This is a genomic window from Pseudomonas sp. HD57-3, assembly GCF_056113135.1.
On sequence record NZ_CM148568.1, the window covers coordinates 6045001 to 6065177 of the forward strand.

Genomic DNA, 20177 nt, shown 5'->3' on the forward strand with positions numbered 1-20177 from the left:
TCAGATTCAAAGGGAACCAACCATACAAGATCGCGCACCAAATACAAGTTTTGCCCGGCGCACGGACGCCAATCCACAGACAGGGCGTCCACAGACTTGCTTCAGGGATGATTTGGTTATATTTTATACAGTTATTTCATCTTCATCATGTCATTCATCTTTTCCAATTCATCTTTTCCAATTCATCTTTTTCAAAGTCAAATTACTTATGACCACTGAACCGTCTAAAGCGCCACCGCTTTACCCGAAGACCCACCTGCTCGCCGCAAGTGGGATCGCCGCCCTTCTCAGCCTGGCGCTCCTGGTGTTTCCATCCAGTGATGTTGAAGCCAAAAAGACAACGCTGAGCCTTGAACTGGAAAGTCCTGCTGAACAACTGACACAAGATCAAGACGCTGCCGACGCGACTCAAGCCACAAATGAGCCTGTAGCCTCCCCTTTCGCGCAGATCGAAAACAGCACAGAAGAGACGCAGGAAACCGCTCAGGCTGCACCAGCACCGACACCGGTAGTCGAAGAAAAGAAGGCCCCAAATCACAGGGAAGTGATCGTCTCCAAGGGCGATACGCTTTCTACATTGTTCGAGAAAGTCGGCCTCCCGGCCGCGGCCGTGCATGAAGTGCTGGCCAGCGACAAACAAGCCAAGCAGTTCAGCCAGCTCAAACATGGCCAGAAACTCGAATTCGAATTGAACCCACAAGGCCAGCTGACCAACCTGCACAGCAAGGTCAGCGACGTTGAAACCATCACCCTGACCAAGAACGACAAGGGTTATGTGTTCAACCGCGTTACCGCCAAACCGACTGTTCGCACCGCCTATGTGCACGGTGTGATCAACAGCTCGCTGTCGCAGTCCGCCGCCCGCGCAGGCCTGTCCCACAGCTTGACCATGGATATGGCCAGCGTGTTTGGCTACGACGTGGACTTCGCCCAGGATATCCGCCAGGGCGATGAGTTCGATGTGATCTATGAACAGAAAGTGGTCAACGGCAAAGCCGTTGGCAACGGTCCGATCCTGTCCGCCCGCTTCACCAACCGCGGCAAGACTTACACCGCCGTGCGTTACACCAACAAGCAGGGCAACAGCAGCTACTACACCGCCGATGGCAACAGCATGCGCAAGGCGTTCATCCGTACACCGGTGGACTTCGCCCGCATCAGCTCCAAGTTTTCCATGGGCCGCAAACACCCGATCCTCAACAAGATCCGCGCCCACAAGGGCGTCGACTACGCCGCCCCACGCGGTACGCCAATCAAGGCTGCCGGCGACGGCAAAGTGCTGCTGGCCGGCCGTCGCGGCGGTTACGGCAACACCGTGATCATCCAGCACGGCAACACTTACCGTACGCTGTATGGCCACATGCAGGGCTTCGCCAAGGGCGTGAAGACCGGCGGCACCGTCAAACAAGGCCAGGTGATCGGTTACATCGGCACCACCGGCCTGTCCACCGGCCCGCACCTGCACTATGAGTTCCAGGTGAACGGTGTTCACGTCGATCCATTGGGCCAGAAGCTGCCGATGGCCGACCCTATCGCCAAATCCGAACGCGCCCGCTTCCTGGCACAGAGCCAGCCACTGATGGCTCGCATGGACCAGGAAAAAGCCACCATGCTGGCTTCGAGCAAACGTTAAGCCATGGCTCTTTATATCGGCGTGATGTCCGGCACCAGTCTCGACGGGCTGGACATCGCCCTGATCGAGCAATCCTCGGCGATCAATCTGGTCGCCACGCATTACATCCCCATGCCTGAAACCCTGCGCGCCGAGCTGCTTGGCTTGTGCGCCAGCGGCCCTGACGAAATCGCCCGTTCGGCGATTGCCCAGCAGAACTGGGTGAAGCTCGCCGCGCAAGGGATCCATACCCTCCTCGAACAGCAACAGCTCAGGCCTGAAGCCATTCGCGCGATCGGCAGCCACGGCCAGACCATTCGCCATGAACCGGCGCGTGGTTTCACCGTACAGATCGGCAACCCTGCCCTGCTGACCGAGCTGACCGGCATTACAGTCGTCAGTGACTTCCGCAGCCGCGATGTGGCCGCTGGCGGACAAGGCGCGCCGCTGGTTCCTGCCTTTCATGAAGCGCTATTCGAAGAGCTTACCGGCAACCGCGCGGTCCTGAATGTCGGCGGTTTCAGCAATCTCAGTCTGATTGAGCCGAACAAGCCTGTAGCCGGTTTCGACTGCGGGCCGGGGAATGTGCTGATGGATGCCTGGATTCATCAGCAACTTGGCGAGAACTACGACCGTAACGGGCAGTGGGCAGCCAGCGGCAAGGTCGAGCCGACCCTGCTGAAAGCGCTGCTCAGCGATCCGTTTTTCGTGACCCAAGGCCCGAAGAGCACCGGCCGAGAAGTCTTCAACCTGCCTTGGCTGGAGCAGCAACTTTCCCGCCTGCCAGGTTTCGCGCCCGAAAACGTACAGGCGACGCTGCTCGAACTGACGGCGCTGACCATCGTCGAATCGCTGCAAAGCGCTCAATCGAATACCGAAGAACTCCTGGTCTGCGGCGGCGGCGCCCACAACGCCACGCTGATGAAGCGCTTGGCCGACCTGCTACCCAACGCCAAGGTCGCCAGCACATCGACCCAGGGCGTCGATCCGGACTGGGTCGAGGCCATGGCCTTCGCCTGGCTGGCCCACTGCTGTCTGGAAGGCATTGCCGCCAACCGCCCGAGCGTCACCGGCGCCAAAGGTCTGCGCGTGCTCGGCGCCATCTACCCCAACTGACAAATCGCAGATAACAAAACGCCGCAGAACCGTGAGGCTCTGCGGCGTTTTATTGTGTTCGGTGAAGCGCGATCAGATCGAGAACGAGGAGCCGCAACCACAAGTGGTGGTGGCATTCGGGTTCTTGATCACGAAACGCGAACCTTCCAGACCTTCCTGATAATCCACCTCGGCACCTGCCAGGTACTGGAAGCTCATCGGATCGACAACCAGACTGACGCCTTCGCGCTCGACGATGGTGTCGTCCTCGGCCACATCTTCATCGAAGGTGAAGCCGTACTGAAACCCTGAACAACCGCCGCCCGTAACGAATACGCGCAGCTTCAAGCGATCATTCCCCTCTTCATCGACCAGGCTCTTCACCTTGTGCGCGGCACCTTGAGTGAATTGCAAAGCCGTGGGGGTGAAGGATTCGACGCTCATGCTGACTATCTCCCGGCGTTACGCCGCCATAATGCGTGATGACGCGCATTATCCGCTTGTCCTAGAAAATCGGTCAACTATTGTTACGGTATATCAATAAAGCTGATCAACCGACCAGAATGTAAAAAGGCCCGTCAGACGGGCCTTTTTGCCAAGCAAGATCAGTCGTTACGGCAGCATGCCCGCGTGGGACAGACCAAAGCGCTCATCCAGACCGAACAGGATGTTCATGTTCTGCACCGCCTGACCCGACGCGCCCTTGACCAGATTGTCGATCACCGACAGCACCACCACCAGATCACCATCCTGTGGACGGTGAACCGCGATGCGGCAGACGTTGGCGCCACGCACGCTGCGGGTTTCCGGATGACTGCCGGCCGGCATCACGTCGACGAACGGCTCATTGGCATAACGCTTCTCGAACAGCGCCTGCAGATCCACCGAGCGATCCACTACAGTCGCGTAGAGCGTGGAGTGAATGCCACGGATCATCGGCGTCAGGTGCGGCACGAACGTCAGACCGACGTCCTTGCCTGCAGCACGACGCAGCCCCTGACGAATTTCCGGCAGATGACGGTGACCTTTCACCGCATAGGCCTTCATGCTTTCCGACGTCTCGGAGTACAGCGAGCCTACGGCAGCACCACGACCGGCACCGCTGACACCGGACTTGCAGTCGGCGATCAGGTGCGAAGCGTCGGCAATACCCGCTTCAAGCAACGGCAGGAAACCCAGCTGCGTCGCGGTCGGATAGCAACCCGGCACCGCGATCAGGCGTGCTTTCTTGATTTGCTCACGATTGACTTCCGGCAAGCCGTAAACCGCTTCGTCCAGCAGCTCTGGCGCGCCGTGCGGCTGGCCGTACCACTTGGCCCATTCATCGGCGTCCTGCAGACGGAAGTCTGCCGACAGGTCGATGACCTTGGTGCCTGCCGCCAGCAGTTCGCCGGCCAGTGCGTGGGCGACGCCGTGCGGAGTGGCGAAGAACACCACGTCGCAAGCGCCCAGCGTCTTGATGTCCGGCACGCTGAATGCGAGACCGTCGTAGTGACCGCGCAGGTTCGGGTACATATCAGCCACGGCCAGACCGGCCTCGGATCGGGAAGTGATCACTACCACTTCTGCCTGCGGATGCTGTGCCAACAGACGCAGCAGTTCGACACCGGTGTAACCCGTGCCGCCGACGATACCGACCTTGACCATAAACCTGCCCTCAACGAACCCACTGGAAAGCCGTCGATAATAGGGGCCGCGCGCCCCTGCGACAACCGTCAAGGTGACGTGCGGACGCTCAAGCCTCTACTATCCGGCCTACCGTGAATTAGGGAATAACCAAAAATGCTCTATCTGTGGATCAAAGCGCTTCATATCGTCAGCATCGTGTGCTGGTTTGCCGGGCTGTTCTATCTGCCGCGACTGTTCGTTTATCACGCGCAAAGTGAAGACACGATCAGCAAGGAACGCTTCAGCATCATGGAGCGCAAGCTGTATCGCGGCATCATGGGCCCGGCGATGATCGCCGCGCTGATCTTCGGCGGCTGGCTGATCTATCTCAACCCGAGCATCTTCAGCAGCGGTGGCTGGATCCACGCGAAACTGACCCTGGTCGTGCTGTTGATCGGTTACCACCACATGTGCGGCGCGCAGGTAAAACGTTTCGCTCGTGGCGAGAACACCCGCAGCCATGTCTTTTATCGCTGGTTCAATGAAGTGCCGGTTCTGATATTGCTGGCTATCGTAATTCTGGTCGTGGTCAAGCCGTTCTAACTTCAACAAATACAACTTTCCGGGGTACTTCCGATGTCGCTGCCCGCTCTGCTCGAACAACGTCTGCGCCTGCCCGTAGTGGCGGCGCCGATGTTCCTGATCTCCAATCCTGAACTGGTGCTGGCGTGCTGTCGCAACGGCGTGGTTGGCAGCTTCCCGGCGCTGAACCAACGCGAAAGCAGCGGGTTCAAGGCCTGGCTTGAGCAGATCGAAGCGGGGCTGGCGACATTGGAGAACCCGGCGCCGTACGCGGTGAACCTGATTGTTCACAAGAGCAATCCGCGCCTGCAGGCTGACCTGAACATCTGCGTCGAGCACAAAGTCCCCATCGTCATCACCAGCCTCGGAGCCGTGAAGGAACTGGTAGACGCCGTGCACAGTTACGGCGGCCTGGTCTTCCACGATGTGACGACCCGCCGCCATGCCGAGAAAGCCGCCGAGGCCGGTGTCGATGGTTTGATCGCCGTCGCAGCCGGCGCCGGTGGTCACGCCGGGACCTGGAGCCCGTTTTCGCTGATTGCCGAGATCCGCGAGTTCTTCGACAAGACCCTGTTGCTTGCAGGATGTTTGAACCACGGGCATGAGATTCTCGCCGCACAACTGCTCGGCGCGGATCTGGCCTACTTCGGCACGCGATTTATCGGCACCACTGAAAGTCATGCGCCTGACGCCTACAAGGAAATGCTGCTGACTGCCAAAGCCGCCGACATCATTCATACTCCTGCCGTGTCCGGTGTACCGGCCAGTTTCATGCGTCAAAGCCTGGAGGCCGCCGGTTTCGACATGGCAGCCCTGCAAGGCAAGGGTGAAGTGAATTTCGGCGACAAGCTCAAGCCGATCAACGACGAAGCCAAGGCCTGGAAAACCGTGTGGTCTGCGGGCCAAGGCGTAGGCCAGATCGACGATCTGCCAAGCGTGGATCAACTGGTGGCGCGTCTCGATGAGGAATACCGCCAGGCCCTGGAGCACGCAGCGCAACTGCCGAAACGCTGGCCACGTTGAATGAAACCCGGCCAGTCGCTGTCTGACTGGCCTTAGACTCAATTTATCTCGCGACAAGGATGCCCCGGCCATGAGCGAACCCCGTTACAAGATCGTTTTCGACGGTGCGCTCCAGCCCGGCGTCGATATCACCACGGCCAAGCTCAACCTGGCCGATCTGTTCAAAAGCGATGTCGCCGCCATCGAGCGCCTGTTCAATGGTCGCACCGTCGCGCTCAAGCGTGATCTGTCCCACAGCGATGCGCAGACCTACCTGCAAGCGCTGGGCAAGACCGGGATCGATGCCCGGATCGAAACCGAAACGCCCATCGAACTGAACCTGTCGGATGTCCACGAGCAAAGCGCCGCCGTCACCGAACCCGATTCACCTTATGCGCCCCCTCGCGCCACCGTCGGTGAAAGCCTGCCGGCATTTGCGCCTCTCAAGCCGCTCAGCGTTGAAGGGCGGATCGGCCGCTTGCGTTACCTTGCATGGTCGATGGTGTTGAGCCTGGTCTCCCTGCCAATCGTCAGCGTATTCGCGCTGATCGGCCTGGGCCTGGTGAGCGCCGACTCGACCACCGGCCTGATCATCGGCGGTCTCCTCGCCTTCTTCCTGTTTCTGGCCTTCGCGATCGTCGGCATCCTGTTCAGCATTCAGCGCCTGCACGATATTGGCTGGTCCGGGTGGCTCTGGCTGCTGACGCTGGTGCCGTTCGTGGGCAGTTTCTTCCCGCTGGTAATCATGGTCGTGCCGGGCAATACCGGCGCCAACCGCTATGGCCCACCACCTCCGCCGAACAGCACGGCAGTCAAAGTGCTGTGCTCGCTGTGGATCGTGTTTATCGGGCTGTTCTTTGTGGGTGGCATGCTGGGCGGGATCACAGCCATCCAGCAGGAATACGAAAGCAGTCTTGAAAGCAGCTACGAGAGCGGTTCGGTAACCACCGATGAAATCGATGTGGAAGTCGAGCCCGCCGCGAATTCGGCAGACGATGCAGCCGAAGCCGCCCTCGCACCTGTAGACTCTGCGAAAGAATGAACAACGCTCCCCGCCGTGACACCTGCGTCCACGGCGCGGCGCTGTTGCGATGGAGATTTGCATGACCCGTTACGCTCTGATCACCGGCGCCTCCAGCGGCATCGGCCTGGCCATGGCCGAAGCCCTGGCGCGCCGCGGCCGCAGCCTGATTCTGGTGGCTCGCCAGCGTGATCAGCTGGAAAGCATTGCGATTGAACTGACCCAGCGCTTCGGCGTTGAAGTGTTGTTCCGCGCCTGTGACTTGGGTGAGCCGCTGCGCCTGTCCGGTTTTCTGCTGGAGCTTGAAGAAGGCGATCGGCAGATCGATCTGTTGGTCAATTGCGCCGGCATCGGTACTTGCGGCCCGTTCCTGGCCCAGGACTGGATGACCGAACAGGATCTGATCGAAGTGAACATCCTCGCCCTCACCCGCCTCTGCCATGCCATCGGCAACAGCATGGCGTTGCAGGGTGGCGGGCAGATTCTCAACGTCGCGTCGGTGGCAGCCTTCAACCCCGGGCCGTGGATGAGCACCTACTACGCCAGCAAGGCGTATGTTCTGCATTTCTCGGAAGCACTGCGGGTGGAATTGAAGAAGTGTGCGGTCAAGGTGTCGGTACTCTGCCCCGGCCCGACCCGCACCGCGTTCTTTCGCACCGCACAACTGAACAACGACAAACTCAACGCCAGCAAATTGCTGATGAGTCCCGAGGAGGTCGCGCTGTATACCGTGCGCGCCCTGGAGAAAAACCGCGCGATCATCATTCCCGGACGCCGAAACCGCTGGTTCGCCTTTCTGCCTCGGCTCGGTTCGCGCTGGCTCAATCGCACGATTGTCGGCATGGTCAACAAGGCTTACTGCCCGCGCTGAAGGGCCGGCAGGCAAATGGCTGGGCGCGGTGAGCCCTCGTGGGTACACTCAGGCCAGCCCAAACAACGGAGAAAACAGCTGTGGATACTCTGTTCACCAAGATCATCAACCGGGAAATCCCGGCGAAGATCATCTACGAGGACGACCAGGTTCTGGCGTTCCACGATATCGCCCCACAGGCACCGGTGCATTTCCTGGTGATCCCGAAGAAACCGGTGCGCACCCTCAACGACCTGACCGAAGACGACAAGGCACTGGCCGGGCATATCCTGTTCACCGCCCAGCGTCTGGCGCTGGAACTGGGTTGCGAGGAAGGCTTCCGGGTGGTGATGAACTGCAATGAAATGGGCGGACAGACGGTCTACCACATTCACATGCACGTGCTCGGTCAACGCCAGATGAACTGGCCTCCGGGCTGATTGAACCCAGAGATCGGTGGGAGCGCCCTGCTCCCACATGACCCAGCGCAAACCTTCCCCGGCCGATTCGGTTAAACTGGCCGCCGAGATTCTTCCCGGAGGTCAGCATGACTACCCAACGTGACTATTCGCCCATTGATCGTCTTCTGCTGCAAGCCGATGCCGCGATGCGTACCTTGCTGCCCTTCAGCGGCCAGCCGTACCGTCCGTCGCCGGCAATCGTGCAGCCCGATGTGCAGATGAGCGATGAGGACACCCGCCACGTCGCCGGCCTGATGCGCATCAACCACACCGGTGAAGTCTGCGCCCAGGCGCTGTATCAGGGCCAGGCGCTGACCGCCAAGTTGCCGCAGGTGCGCGAGGCCATGGAGCATGCGGCCGAAGAAGAGATCGATCATCTGGTCTGGTGCGAGCAGCGTATTCACCAGTTGGGCAGCCACACCAGTGTGCTCAACCCACTGTTCTACGGTATGTCATTCGGCATCGGTGCTGTCGCCGGGCTGATCAGCGACAAGGTCAGCCTCGGATTTGTTGCCGCCACAGAGCATCAAGTCTGCAAGCACCTGAACGAGCATCTGGAACAACTGCCGGCCGAGGACGAAAAATCCCGGGCGATTCTGGAACAGATGCGTATAGATGAAGAACATCACGCGGAAAGCGCACTGGAGGCCGGCGGCTTCCGCTTCCCGGCGCCGGTGAAGTTCGGCATGAGCCTGTTGGCCAAAGTGATGACCAAGAGCACTTACCGGATCTGAAAAACGCCCATGAAAAAGGCGACTGCCGCAAAGCAGTCGCCTTTTTTTGTGCCCGGATTTCTTAGCTCGGCATATTGCGCGCGTAGAAGATTTCCAGCATTTCGTGTTTCACACGCTCGGTCACCTGAGCGCGTTGCTCGGAAGACAGGTTGCTGGTGGCATCGCCGAACAGGTAGTTGTCCAGTTCGAAGTTCTTCAGCAGCATTTTGGTGTGGAACAGGTTTTCCTGGTACACGTTCACGTCGGTCATCTGGTACGCGTCGCGGGTGTCTTCGGAGAGGTAGTTCTGGATCGAGTTGATCTCGTGGTCGATGAAGTGCTTGTTGCCTTCAACGTCACGGGTGAAGCCGCGCACACGGTAATCCACGGTCACGATGTCCGAATCGAACTGGTGAATGAGGAAGTTGAGCGCTTTGAGCGGTGAAATGACACCACAGGTCGACACGTCGATGTCCACACGGAAAGTCGCAATACCGGCGTCCGGATGGATTTCCGGGTAGGTGTGCACCGTGATGTGGCTCTTGTCGAGGTGAGCCAGGATGATTTCGGGCAACGGGCCCGGGGACTCTTCGATCTGGCTTTCGGTCGGGGTCACCGGCTCTTCCGAGATCAGAATCGTGACGCTGGCACCCTGAGGCTCATAGTTCTGACTCGCAATGTTCAGAATGTTGGCACCAATGATTTCGACAACTTCCGTGAGGATCTGCGTCAGGCGTTCGGCGTTGTACTCTTGATTGATGTACTCGACGTAAGCCTGCTGGTCTTGCGGGGTTTCCGCGTAGCAGATGTCATAGATGTTGAAGCTCAAGGTCTTTGTCAGGTTATTGAACCCGTGGAGCTTGAGTTTGCTTTTCACCGTTAAAAACTCTCTATGTATGCGGCACGGCCGCGTGATCAAGCATGCCCGTCAAGTGCGAACAACGCACCTGCGTAGGACGGTTAACACCTCTTCGCGATGGCGATTTTGGTTATCTGTTCAGGCGGATGACCCGTCGGTTGACTGATCACGGCCCTGAAAAAAGTGGCGCATTATGCAGACGTCAGCGGGGGATCGCCAGAGTCTGCACTGCTTTTATGATAGTTGAATGTCGGCTCAGCCGAGTTCGACGATTTCGTAGTCGTGGGTGATCGCTACGCCGGCCGCGCCAAGCATGATCGAGGCCGAGCAGTACTTCTCGGCAGACAGTTCGATGGCGCGTTTGACCTGGGCTTCTTTCAGGCCACGGCCCTTGACCACGAAGTGCATGTGGATCTTGGTGAACACTTTCGGATCTTCGGTCGCGCGCTCGGCTTCCAGAAAGGCTTCGCAGCTTTCAACGGCCTGACGGGACTTCTTCAAAATGCTGACCACGTCGAAATTGCTGCAACCACCGACGCCCAACAGGAGCATTTCCATCGGGCGGACACCCAGGTTACGACCACCGGCGTCCGGCGGACCGTCCATGACCACGACATGACCGCTGCCGGATTCGCCGAGGAACATGGCTTCGCCAGCCCATTGGATGCGTGCCTTCATCGCCAAGACTCCACTGTAGAAAAAAGGGTCGCCAGCTTAGCACAGGGCCCCGCCCGGACAGCGAGCACGTTCCTGGGACGAATGCACCTTTAACGTAGGTGATTTCTCGAAATTTCGACGAAGTGTCTGGTAAGCTGGCGCCAATTCACTGGCGCCTTCGCCAGACTGTGTAGCGACCGCCTCAGCGCCTCATATAAAAACCAAATATAACCGTGCAGTCTTTTCGGGATACAACCATGGTTGGTATTACCCCCACACCCAAAATCAAGAACCTCGACAAGCTGCTGATGCATTGCCAGCGCCGGCGTCACGCGGCCAAGAGCAACATCATCTGCGCCGGGGATCGCTCCGACACGCTGTACTTCATCATCCGCGGTTCGGTCACGATCCTGATCGAGGATGACGACGGCCGCGAGATGATCATCGCCTACCTGAATGCCGGGGACTTCTTCGGCGAGCTGGGTCTTTTCGAAGAAGCCGGCCAGGAACAGCAGCGCAGCGCCTGGGTGCGGGCCAAGGTTGAATGCGAAGTCGCGGAAATCAGCTACACCAAGTTCCGCGAACTGTCGCAACAGGATCCGGACATTCTTTACGTCCTCAGCGGACAAATCGCACAACGTCTGCGCAACACCACACGCAAGGTCGGCGACCTGGCATTCTTCGACGTCACCGGTCGTGTTGCTCGCTGTTTGCTGGAGCTGTGCAAACAACCGGATGCGATGACTCACCCGGACGGCATGCAGATCAAGGTGACCCGTCAGGAAATCGGCCGGATTGTCGGTTGCTCGCGAGAGATGGTCGGTCGCGTGCTCAAGGATCTTGAGGAACGCAACCTGGTGGATGTGAAGGGCAAGACCATGGTGGTCTTCGGCACTCGCTGAGCTCTAAAGCTCAGCCCGCGTAGATCTGCGCCAGCATCAAACGAAAGAGTTCATCCAGACGCGCCAGTGCATGGGGCGCCGGGAATTTTTCATGCAGAGCGATGTGGCTGGCGGCACGTACCCGTTGCTCCAGGCCACACGCCTCATTGAAGCGGTTGACCGCCGCGACCATCGACTCACGTTCGTCATCCACCAGCATCGCACCGTGCACCAATCCCACCGGACGCTGACCACCCTGACTCTGGCGCCAGCGCTGCGCGGTGCCGACCATCTTGCGGCCATCGAGATTGACGTTGAAGCGCCCATCGCAGAACGCACCGTCGATTTCACCCAACGACGAAGCGCCACCCAACTCATCCAGCAACTCACAGATCGGATCGCACAATCGCCGGTAACCGGTTTCGATGCGGTTCAGATCGCCTTCGCTGCGAGGCGGTGCGTAGACCAGTGCAATATTGATGGTCGACGCCGATTGCGGAACCGGTTCGCCACCGGTTTCACGCAGCAACACCGGCCAACCCGCAGCAGCGGAGACTTCGCAGGCGTGATCGAATCCGGGCAAGCGATTCAAACGGCGCGGCATGACCAAAGCGCGATCGCTGGGCTGCCAGAACAGCAGGCCGAATTCGGCATCACCAGCGCAGACCGAGGCCAGCAGATCCTGTTCGGCTTGCAGGCCGGCTTCGATGGTCAGGGATGTGGGGATCATAAGGTTTCCATAGGACGTTGAGTCTGAGGTGAATCTTATGCCGCCTTCGCGGGCAAGCCCGCTCCCACAGGGGGACGGGCGCCTGCGAAGACTCGATCAGTCGAGGGTCGAACCGCTCACCGGAACGCCGCGCTCCGGGAAGAACAGACGCTGCAGTTCGATGCCCGGGCTTTCGGCGCGCATGAACGCTTCGCCGACCAGGAACGCGTAAACGTCGCTGATTTCCATCAGCTCGACATCGGCACGGTTGAGGATGCCGCTCTCGGTGATGACCAGACGATCGCGCGGAATGCGCGGCAGCAGGTCGAGGGTAGTTTCCAGGCTGACGTCAAAGGTGTGCAGATTGCGGTTGTTGACCCCGACCAGCGGCGTGTCGAGGGTTTTCAGCGCACGCTCCAGCTCATCGCCGTCGTGCACTTCCACCAACACATCGAGGCCGACGTCTTTGGCGACCGACGCCAGTTCGGCCATTTTCACATCATCCAGTGCGGAGACGATCAACAACACGCAATCGGCGCCCAAGGCACGGGCTTCGACGATCTGGTACGGATCGATCATGAAGTCCTTGCGGATCACCGGCAGCGAGCAGGCCGCACGGGCCTGTTGCAGGTAGGCATCGGCGCCCTGGAAGTAGTCGATATCGGTCAGCACCGACAGGCAGGTCGCCCCGCCCTTCTCGTAGCTTTTGGCGATGTCGGCGGGAACGAAGTTCTCGCGGATCACGCCCTTGCTCGGCGACGCCTTCTTGATCTCGGCGATCACTGCCGGTTGTTTCTTCTTGGCCTGCGCCAGCAATGCCTGGGCAAAACCACGGGGTGCATCGGCCGCCTTGGCCAGACTTTCCAGCTCGCTCAGGCTCACACGGGCGCTACGCTCGGCGACTTCCTGAACCTTGCGGGCCAGAATGTTTTCCAGAACCGTCGGTACACTCATCCCTCATTCTCCACTTTGAATACCGCGGTAAAGGCACCCAACTCCTCGAGTTTTTCCCGAGCAAGACCGGTGTGCAGAGCGTCGTGGGCCAGTGCCACGCCCTCTTTCAGACTTGTCGCCAGGTCGGCGGCGTACAGCGCCGCACCGGCATTGAGCACGATCATTTCTGCAGCCTTCTGACCGTTCTCGGTCTTGCGCTTGCCCAGTGCATCGCGGATCAGCGCCAGCGACGCTTCCGGGCCTTCGACCGACAGGCCGTGCAGGCTCTGGCTCTTCATGCCCAGATCTTCCGGCTCGACCCAATATTCGGTGATGTGATCGTCCTTCAGCTCGGCGACAAACGTCGGCGCCGCCAGACTGAATTCGTCCAGACCGTCCTTCGAATGCACAACCAGCACGTGCTTGCTGCCCAGACGCTGCAAGACTTCAGCCAACGGCCGGCACAGCGCCGGGGTGAACACGCCCACCACCTGATGTTTCACACCGGCCGGATTCGTAAGCGGGCCGAGCATGTTGAACAGCGTGCGCAGGCCGAGATCGCGACGCGGGCCGGCGGCATACTTCATGGCTTTGTGGTGAGTCTGGGCAAACATGAAACCGATGCCGACGTTGTCGATGCAGCGCGCCACCTGAACCGGGGTCAGGTTGAGGTAGATGCCGGCGGCTTCCAGCAGATCGGCGCTGCCGCTCTTGCCCGACACCGCGCGGTTACCGTGCTTGGCCACGGTGCAGCCAGCCGCGGCGACCACAAAGGAAGATGCGGTCGACACGTTGAAAATGTTTGCCCCGTCACCGCCGGTACCGACCACATCGACCACGCGGTCGAGGGTCTGGAGTTCGACCTTGTCCGCCAGCTCGCGCATCACCGACACGGCACCGACGATCTCGTCGATGCTCTCGCTCTTCATGCGCATCGCCATCATGAACGCGCCAATCTGCGCGTCCGTGCATTGGCCAGTCATGATTTCGCGCATCACGTCGCGCATTTCATCGGTGCTGAGGTCGAGGTGATCGACGATACGGCTCAGGGCTGTCTTGATATTCATGGAAAGTCCTTAGCGCGCGCCGCCGGTTTGTTTGAGGAAGTTGGCGAACAGTTCGTGGCCCTGCTCGGTGAGGATCGATTCCGGGTGGAACTGTACGCCCTCGATGTTCAGGGTCTTGTGACGCAGGCCCATGATTTCGTCGACCGAACCGTCATCGTGCTGGGTCCACGCCGTCAGCTCCAGGCAATCGGGCAACGTTTCGTGTTTGACGATCAGGGAATGATAGCGGGTGACGGTCAGCGGGCGGTTCAGACCGGCAAACACGCCCTTGTCCTCGTGGAATACCGGACTAGTCTTACCGTGCATCACTTGGCGAGCGCGGACGACATCGCCGCCAAAAGCCTGGCCGATGGACTGGTGACCGAGGCAGACACCGAGGATCGGCAGTTTGCCGGCGAAATGCTTGATGGCTTCGATGGAAATGCCGGCTTCGGTCGGTGTGCACGGGCCCGGGGATACGACGATCCGCTCAGGGTTGAGCGCTTCGATTTCGGCGATGGTCAGTTCGTCGTTGCGCACGACTTTGACCTCGGCACCCAGCTCGCCGAGGTATTGCACAACGTTGTAAGTAAAGGAGTCGTAGTTGTCGATCATCAGCAACATGGCGTTTCGAACCTCTTGAATTCTGACTTGAAGACAGCCTTCGGATGACTTGCCAGGGCGCTGCACACTGGCGGACGCGCAGGTCGCATCGGCACAGCGGCATTTCAAACGGGCAAGGAAGGCAAAGCGATACAGATCCGGCGGGGCCGGCAGAAAAGATTCAGGCGCGCCAACGCCAGCGGGCGTGTGCCTTGATGACTTGATCCAGAAGTTTGCTGGTGATCAACACGGGGAAGGTCTCGTTCATACGTTTCGGCACAGTAACTTAGCTGGGCGGAGCGTGCAATATGGCCGGGGCCGTGGGGGATAAAACAATGGGAGGGTTGACGACCGATGGCAAATCGCCGGAAGTTTTTGGTACTGTCGTTTCGTTCACTACAACAATAAATAAACGGACTTGCTCATGATCAAACAGACGTTGTTTGTACCGCTCGCCGGATGCCTGCTCGCGATGGCCTGCGCCCAGGCGAACGCCGCACCCAATCCTTATTCGAATTTCGTGGTCTTCGGCGACAGCCTTAGTGATGCGGGGACTTTCACCGACAGCGGCGGCCCGGCCGGCGCCACCGAACGCTACACCAACCGCACCGGTCCGAACTATCAGGACGGCAGCGGTGAGTTCTACTCACTCAATTCCACCCAGTTGCTCGGTGGCCGCCTCGGCTTCACCCCCGATCAAACCGCCTCCTCGTCCTCAGCGGTACGTGCCGGCCAAGGTCAGCCGGACGGTAACAACTGGGCCGTCGGCGGTTACCGCACCGACCAGATTCTCGACTCGATCACCAGCCAGTCCGCCACCGGCGAACGCACCCGCGCCGGTTATTTGCCGTCGAACGGTTTCCGCGCCGACCCGAATGCCCTGTATTACCTGACCGGGGGTGGCAACGACTTCCTCCAGGGCCGCGTCACCAGTCTTCCTCAGGCGAATGCCGCCGCCGATCGACTGGTCGACAGCGTACGCACGCTGCAAGGCGCCGGCGCCCGCTACATCATGGTCTGGCTGTTGCCGGACATCGGCCTGACCCCGGCCATCAACGGCTCGCCGCTACAAGCCTTCACCTCGCAACTCAGCGCCCAGTTCAACACCGAACTGGTCAGCCAGTTGCAGAGCGTCAATGCCAACGTCATTCCGCTGAACGTCCCGGTTCTGCTCAAAGAGGCATTCGCCAATCCGGCGCAGTTCGGCCTGGCGACCGACCAGAATCTGGTCGGCACCTGCTTCAGCGGCAACAGTTGCACGGAGAACGCGCGGTACGGGATCAACAGCGCCACCCCGGATCCGACCAAGCTGATCTACAACGACGCCGTCCACCCGACCGAAGCCGGGCAGCGCCTGATTGCCGATTACGCCTACTCGCTGCTGGCCGCGCCATGGGAAGCGACTCTGTTGCCGCAAATGGCCCAAGGCACCCTGCGCTCGCATCAGGATGAACTGCGCAATCAGTGGCTGGCGGATTGGGAAAACTGGCAGGCCGTTGGCCAATGGCGGGCGATTGTCGCCGGCGGCGGCCAGCATCAGGACTTCGACAGCCAGCGCAGCGGCGCCAGCGCCGACGGCAACGGTTACAACCTGAACATCGGCGGCAGCTACCGTCTCAACGACGCCTGGCGTGTGGGCGTGGCGGCCGGTTTCTACAACCAGAAACTCGAAGCCGGCGACAACGACTCCGACTACAAGCTGAACACTTATCTGGGCACCGCGTTCGCCCAGTACCAGCAGAACCGCTGGTGGGGTGACGCCGCCGTGACTGCCGGGCATCTGGATTACGACAGCCTCAAACGCAAATTCCAGCTGGGGGTCAACGAACGCGGCGAGAAAGGCGACACCGACGGCTATGTTCTGGCCTTCAGTGGACGCGTGGGTTACGACATTGCGCCAGAAGCGAGCAGCCCATGGCACCTGTCGCCATTCGTCAGTGCCGACTTTGCCAAGGTTGAAGTCGACGGTTACTCGGAAAACGGCGCCGACTCCACTGCACTGACGTTCGATGACCAGTCGCGCATCTCCCGCCGTCTCGGTCTCGGGATCCAGGGCAAGTACCAGATCACCTCGCAGACCCAGGTGTTTGGCGAACTGGCCCATGAGCGCGAGTACAACGACGACACCCAGAATGTGACGATGAACCTCAACAGCCTGCCGAACAACCGCTACACCCTGGCCGGCTATGCCCCTCAGACCAACCTGAACCGCCTGAACCTGGGCGTGAGCCACAACCTCACCAAGGATCTGGCATTGCGCGCCAGCTACGACATCCGCAAGGATGACGACTTCACCCAGCAAGGGATCAACGTCGGCGTAGCGCTCGACTTCTGATTCGCAGGCCATAAAAAACGCGGCGCCCTCACAGGCGCCGCGTTTTTTTATGGCTGAGTCATCAATCACTCAGTCCGGGGTTTGCTCGGCCAATGCAACAGCGCGGAACATCGCCCGACGCTTGTTGATGGTTTCTTCCCATTCCAGCGCCGGCACCGAGTCGGCGACGATGCCGCCACCGGCCTGCACGTGCAGCTCGCCGTTCTTGATCACGGCGGTGCGGATCGCAATCGCGGTGTCCATGTTGCCATTCCAGGCGAAGTAGCCGACCGCGCCGCCATACACGCCACGCTTGACCGGCTCCAGCTCGTCGATGATTTCCATCGCGCGGATCTTCGGCGCGCCGGACAAGGTGCCCGCCGGCAGGATCGCCCGCAGCGCGTCCATCGCCGTCAGCCCGGCCTTCAACTGGCCGGTGACGTTGGACACGATGTGCATCACGTTGGAATAACGCTCGATGACCATTTTCTCGGTGAGTTTCACCGAGCCGATTTCCGATACGCGCCCGGTGTCGTTGCGACCAAGATCGATCAACATCAGGTGCTCGGCGATCTCCTTGTCGTCGGACAGCAGGTCTTCTTCCAGCGCCACGTCGGCCTCTTCGGTGGCGCCGCGAGGACGGGTGCCGGCAATCGGGCGCACGGTGATCAGGTTGTCTTCGACCCGCACCAGCACTTCCGGCGAACTGCCGACGACGTGGAAATCGCCGAAGTTGAAGAAGTACATGTACGGCGTCGGGTTGAAGCAACGCAGCGCGCGGTACAGATCGATCGGTGCAGCCTTGAAGTCGATCGACATGCGCTGGGACGGCACGACCTGCATGCAGTCACCGGCGAGGATGTATTCCTTGATGGTGTCGACGGCTTTTTCGTAGTCGTCCTGGGTGAAACTGGAGCGGAACACCGGCTCGGCCGCCTGCTGCTTGCTGAAATCCAGGCCACGGCGCGGGGTAATCGGCTGACGCAGTTTTTCCAGCAGTTGCTGCAATTGCGCCTGGCCCTGCTCGTAGGCATCGGCCTGCGCCGGGTCGGCCAGCACGATCGCGTGCATCTTCCCGGCGAGGTTGTCGAACACCACCACCGCATCGGAGACCATCAGCAAAATGTCCGGCACGCCCAGCGGATCCGGGTTCGGGCATTTGCCGAGGCGCTTCTCTACATAACGCACACAGTCGTAACCGAAGTAGCCGACCAGGCCGCCGTTGAAGCGCGGCAGACCGGCAATGGTCGGCACGTTGTAGCGGGCCTTGAAGGTTTCGACGAAGGCCAGCGGGTCTTCGACATCGTGGCTTTCGGTCTCGACGCCATCGACGGTGATGCTGACGTGATGATCATGAACCCGCAGCACGGTGCGGCACGGCAGGCCGATGATCGAGTAACGGCCCCATTTCTCGCCGCCCTGCACCGATTCGAGCAGGTAGGAGTTGGGCTGGTCGGCCAGTTTCAGGTAGATCGACAGCGGGGTGTCGAAGTCGGCCAGGGTTTCGCAGGCCAGCGGGATGCGGTTGTAGCCGTCAGCGGCCAAACGCAGGAATTCTTCGCGGATCATAGGGTGCCTCGTGGTGTGAGGGGCAAATCAGTCAGGTGTGCAAACGCGCCGGCAGGCCGGCCAGGAACAAGTCAGGCGCGCCAACGCCAGCGGGCCAGGGCCTTGATGACTTTCATCCAGAGTTTGCGGGTGACCACCACGATGGCGTTTCCAGAAGGGGATTGAGAAGCGTCGGGCAACGTTATCTCAGCGGCAGTATCCAGGCAACCGGGAATTAGCTTGCGCAGATCGTCGATCACCAGCGCCGGGGATTCCTCGGCAATCGGCCGGCCATGGTTGTAGCCATAACTCAGCCCAACGCATTTGACCCCCGCTGCTTTCGCCGCCAGCACGTCGCTGCGCGAATCGCCGACGAACAGCGATTGCGAGGCCGGGATACCGGACATCTTCATGACAAAGAACAGCGCCGCCGGATCGGGCTTCTTCTGCGGCAGGGTGTCGCCGCCGATGATCCACTTGAAGTAGCGGCCGATCTTCATCTGATCCAGCAGCGGCGCGACGAAGCGCTCCGGCTTGTTGGTGATCAGCGCCATGGCCACGCCCTGTTTGTGCAGCCATTTCAGGGTGTCGCGCACGCCGGGATAGACCACGGTCAGCTCATGGCTGGCGCCGTAGGCTTCCATGAACACCTCCAGCGCATGCTCGGCTTCGACGTCATCCACGGAGGAATGATCGATGCCGCCGGCCAACGCGCGGCGCACCAGCACCGGCGCACCGTTGCCGACCCACTCGCGCACCGACTCGATACCGGCAGGCTTGCGCCCGAGGGAGAGCAGCATGTTATCCACAGCCGCCGCCAGGTCGGGTACCGAATCGATCAGCGTGCCATCCAGATCGAACATCACCAACCGCGGCAGTTGCCCCGGGAACAGCTGCTCAAAACCGCTCATGGGCGGGCCAGCGCCAGTTCGGAACGCATCTTGTCGATGACTTCCTGATAGTTCGGCGCATTGAAAATCGCGGAGCCGGCCACAAAAGTGTCGGCGCCAGCGGCAGCGATTTCACGGATGTTGTTGACGTTGACGCCGCCATCGATTTCCAGGCGGATGTCACGGCCCGACGCATCGATGATCGCCCGCGCTTCGCGCAGCTTATCGAGGGTGCCGGGAATGAACTTCTGCCCGCCGAAGCCCGGGTTGACGCTCATCAGCAAGACCATGTCGACCTTGTCGATCACGTACTTGAGCACGTCCAGCGGGGTCGCCGGGTTGAACACCAGGCCGGATTTGCAGCCGCCTTCACGGATCAGTTGCAGCGAACGATCAACGTGCAGCGTGGCTTCCGGGTGGAAGGTGATGTAGGTGGCGCCGGCTTCGATGAAGTCGCCGACGATGCGATCCACCGGGCTGACCATCAGGTGCGCGTCGATCGGCGCGGTCACGCCGTACTTGCGCAGCGCGGCGCAGACCATCGGGCCGATGGTCAGGTTCGGTACGTAATGGTTGTCCATGACATCGAAGTGGACGAAGTCGGCACCGGCGGCCAGAACGTTGTCCACTTCCTCACCCAGGCGGGCGAAGTCGGCGGAGAGAATCGACGGAGCAATAACGAAGGGCTGCATGACGCACCTTTTCTGAGCTAAATCACGATGGCGCGCATTGTATACCTCAAGTTTCCGCGCGCGCACCGTGACCGCGATGATTGGGTTGTGCCATGACCGGC

The 20177-nt window shown here is 60.2% G+C and carries 21 protein-coding genes; 10 read left to right on the forward strand and 11 right to left on the reverse strand.

The window, feature by feature from the left end:
- Positions 1-208 precede the first annotated feature (208 nt).
- Positions 209-1633, forward strand: coding sequence for a peptidoglycan DD-metalloendopeptidase family protein (locus AC0R79_RS27525; RefSeq protein ID WP_127800198.1), 1425 nt, complete (start codon positions 209-211; stop codon positions 1631-1633).
- A gap of 3 nt (positions 1634-1636) precedes the next feature.
- Complete coding sequence (locus AC0R79_RS27530) at positions 1637-2728, forward strand: anhydro-N-acetylmuramic acid kinase (RefSeq protein ID WP_474732520.1); 1092 nt, start codon at positions 1637-1639, stop codon at positions 2726-2728.
- Positions 2729-2800: 72 nt separating this feature from the next.
- Here the strand turns inward: AC0R79_RS27530 and erpA are convergent, their stop codons facing one another.
- Positions 2801-3151: an iron-sulfur cluster insertion protein ErpA gene (erpA, locus tag AC0R79_RS27535; protein WP_003228776.1), complete on the reverse strand. Its 351-nt coding sequence runs from the start codon at positions 3149-3151 to the stop codon at positions 2801-2803.
- A 168-nt stretch (positions 3152-3319) separates the two neighbouring features.
- Positions 3320-4354 (reverse strand): N-acetyl-gamma-glutamyl-phosphate reductase, encoded by a 1035-nt coding sequence (gene argC / locus AC0R79_RS27540; protein ID WP_115079390.1) that lies wholly within the window; start codon positions 4352-4354, stop codon positions 3320-3322.
- 135 nt (positions 4355-4489) lie between these two features.
- Between argC and hemJ the strand changes: the two genes are divergently transcribed.
- From hemJ to coq7, 6 genes are all read left to right on the forward strand, one after another.
- A complete protein-coding gene (hemJ, locus tag AC0R79_RS27545) occupies positions 4490-4918 on the forward strand; it encodes a protoporphyrinogen oxidase HemJ (RefSeq protein WP_007956328.1) in 429 nt (142 codons plus the stop codon).
- A gap of 33 nt (positions 4919-4951) precedes the next feature.
- The gene (locus tag AC0R79_RS27550) at positions 4952-5920 is read left to right on the forward strand and encodes an NAD(P)H-dependent flavin oxidoreductase (RefSeq protein ID WP_127800202.1); all 969 of its coding nucleotides are present in this window, start codon (positions 4952-4954) and stop codon (positions 5918-5920) included.
- 70 nt (positions 5921-5990) lie between these two features.
- A complete protein-coding gene (locus AC0R79_RS27555) occupies positions 5991-6941 on the forward strand; it encodes a DUF805 domain-containing protein (protein ID WP_474732521.1) in 951 nt (316 codons plus the stop codon).
- Positions 6942-7002: 61 nt separating this feature from the next.
- A complete protein-coding gene (locus AC0R79_RS27560; RefSeq protein ID WP_007956321.1) occupies positions 7003-7791 on the forward strand; it encodes an SDR family NAD(P)-dependent oxidoreductase in 789 nt (262 codons plus the stop codon).
- Between the two features lie 80 nt (positions 7792-7871).
- The gene (locus AC0R79_RS27565) at positions 7872-8210 is read left to right on the forward strand and encodes a histidine triad nucleotide-binding protein (RefSeq protein ID WP_007956318.1); all 339 of its coding nucleotides are present in this window, start codon (positions 7872-7874) and stop codon (positions 8208-8210) included.
- Positions 8211-8317: 107 nt separating this feature from the next.
- Positions 8318-8965 (forward strand): 2-polyprenyl-3-methyl-6-methoxy-1,4-benzoquinone monooxygenase, encoded by a 648-nt coding sequence (gene coq7, locus AC0R79_RS27570; protein ID WP_474732522.1) that lies wholly within the window; start codon positions 8318-8320, stop codon positions 8963-8965.
- 61 nt (positions 8966-9026) lie between these two features.
- Here coq7 and speD read toward each other — a convergent pair whose 3' ends face one another.
- Together speD and AC0R79_RS27580 are read right to left on the reverse strand one after the other, a co-directional pair.
- Positions 9027-9821 carry an adenosylmethionine decarboxylase gene (gene speD, locus AC0R79_RS27575; RefSeq protein ID WP_007956315.1) on the reverse strand — a complete coding sequence of 265 codons (795 nt, stop codon included), beginning with the start codon at positions 9819-9821 and terminating at the stop codon, positions 9027-9029.
- Between the two features lie 237 nt (positions 9822-10058).
- A complete protein-coding gene (locus AC0R79_RS27580) occupies positions 10059-10481 on the reverse strand; it encodes an OsmC family protein (RefSeq protein WP_003228794.1) in 423 nt (140 codons plus the stop codon).
- A gap of 236 nt (positions 10482-10717) precedes the next feature.
- On the opposite strand from AC0R79_RS27580, the gene crp reads away from it, so the two are divergent.
- Positions 10718-11362, forward strand: coding sequence for a cAMP-activated global transcriptional regulator CRP (gene crp / locus AC0R79_RS27585; protein ID WP_007956313.1), 645 nt, complete (start codon positions 10718-10720; stop codon positions 11360-11362).
- Between the two features lie 10 nt (positions 11363-11372).
- Here the strand turns inward: crp and AC0R79_RS27590 are convergent, their stop codons facing one another.
- From AC0R79_RS27590 to AC0R79_RS27605, 4 genes are all read right to left on the reverse strand, one after another.
- On the reverse strand, positions 11373-12071 hold the full coding sequence (locus AC0R79_RS27590; protein WP_375747985.1) for a lipoate--protein ligase family protein: 699 nt from the start codon (positions 12069-12071) through the stop codon (positions 11373-11375).
- Positions 12072-12167: 96 nt separating this feature from the next.
- Complete coding sequence (gene trpC / locus AC0R79_RS27595) at positions 12168-13004, reverse strand: indole-3-glycerol phosphate synthase TrpC (RefSeq protein WP_007956311.1); 837 nt, start codon at positions 13002-13004, stop codon at positions 12168-12170.
- Positions 13001-14050 (reverse strand): anthranilate phosphoribosyltransferase, encoded by a 1050-nt coding sequence (gene trpD / locus AC0R79_RS27600; protein WP_474732523.1) that lies wholly within the window; start codon positions 14048-14050, stop codon positions 13001-13003. The genes trpC and trpD overlap by 4 nt, the downstream gene beginning before the upstream one ends.
- A 9-nt stretch (positions 14051-14059) precedes the next feature.
- On the reverse strand, positions 14060-14653 hold the full coding sequence (locus tag AC0R79_RS27605) for an aminodeoxychorismate/anthranilate synthase component II (RefSeq protein ID WP_127800210.1): 594 nt from the start codon (positions 14651-14653) through the stop codon (positions 14060-14062).
- A gap of 403 nt (positions 14654-15056) precedes the next feature.
- Here AC0R79_RS27605 and estP point away from each other — a divergent pair, with 403 nt between their 5' ends.
- Positions 15057-16967 (forward strand): esterase EstP, encoded by a 1911-nt coding sequence (gene estP / locus AC0R79_RS27610; RefSeq protein WP_258712429.1) that lies wholly within the window; start codon positions 15057-15059, stop codon positions 16965-16967.
- 69 nt (positions 16968-17036) lie between these two features.
- On the opposite strand, the gene trpE is transcribed toward estP, so the two are convergent.
- From trpE to rpe, 3 genes are all read right to left on the reverse strand, one after another.
- Positions 17037-18515 carry an anthranilate synthase component I gene (trpE, locus tag AC0R79_RS27615; protein WP_007956307.1) on the reverse strand — a complete coding sequence of 493 codons (1479 nt, stop codon included), beginning with the start codon at positions 18513-18515 and terminating at the stop codon, positions 17037-17039.
- 71 nt (positions 18516-18586) lie between these two features.
- Entirely contained in the window at positions 18587-19405 is an 819-nt protein-coding gene (locus AC0R79_RS27620) for a phosphoglycolate phosphatase (RefSeq protein ID WP_007956306.1), read from the reverse strand.
- Positions 19402-20076 (reverse strand): ribulose-phosphate 3-epimerase, encoded by a 675-nt coding sequence (gene rpe / locus AC0R79_RS27625; protein WP_007918813.1) that lies wholly within the window; start codon positions 20074-20076, stop codon positions 19402-19404. The genes AC0R79_RS27620 and rpe overlap by 4 nt, the downstream gene beginning before the upstream one ends.
- Positions 20077-20177 lie beyond the last annotated feature (101 nt).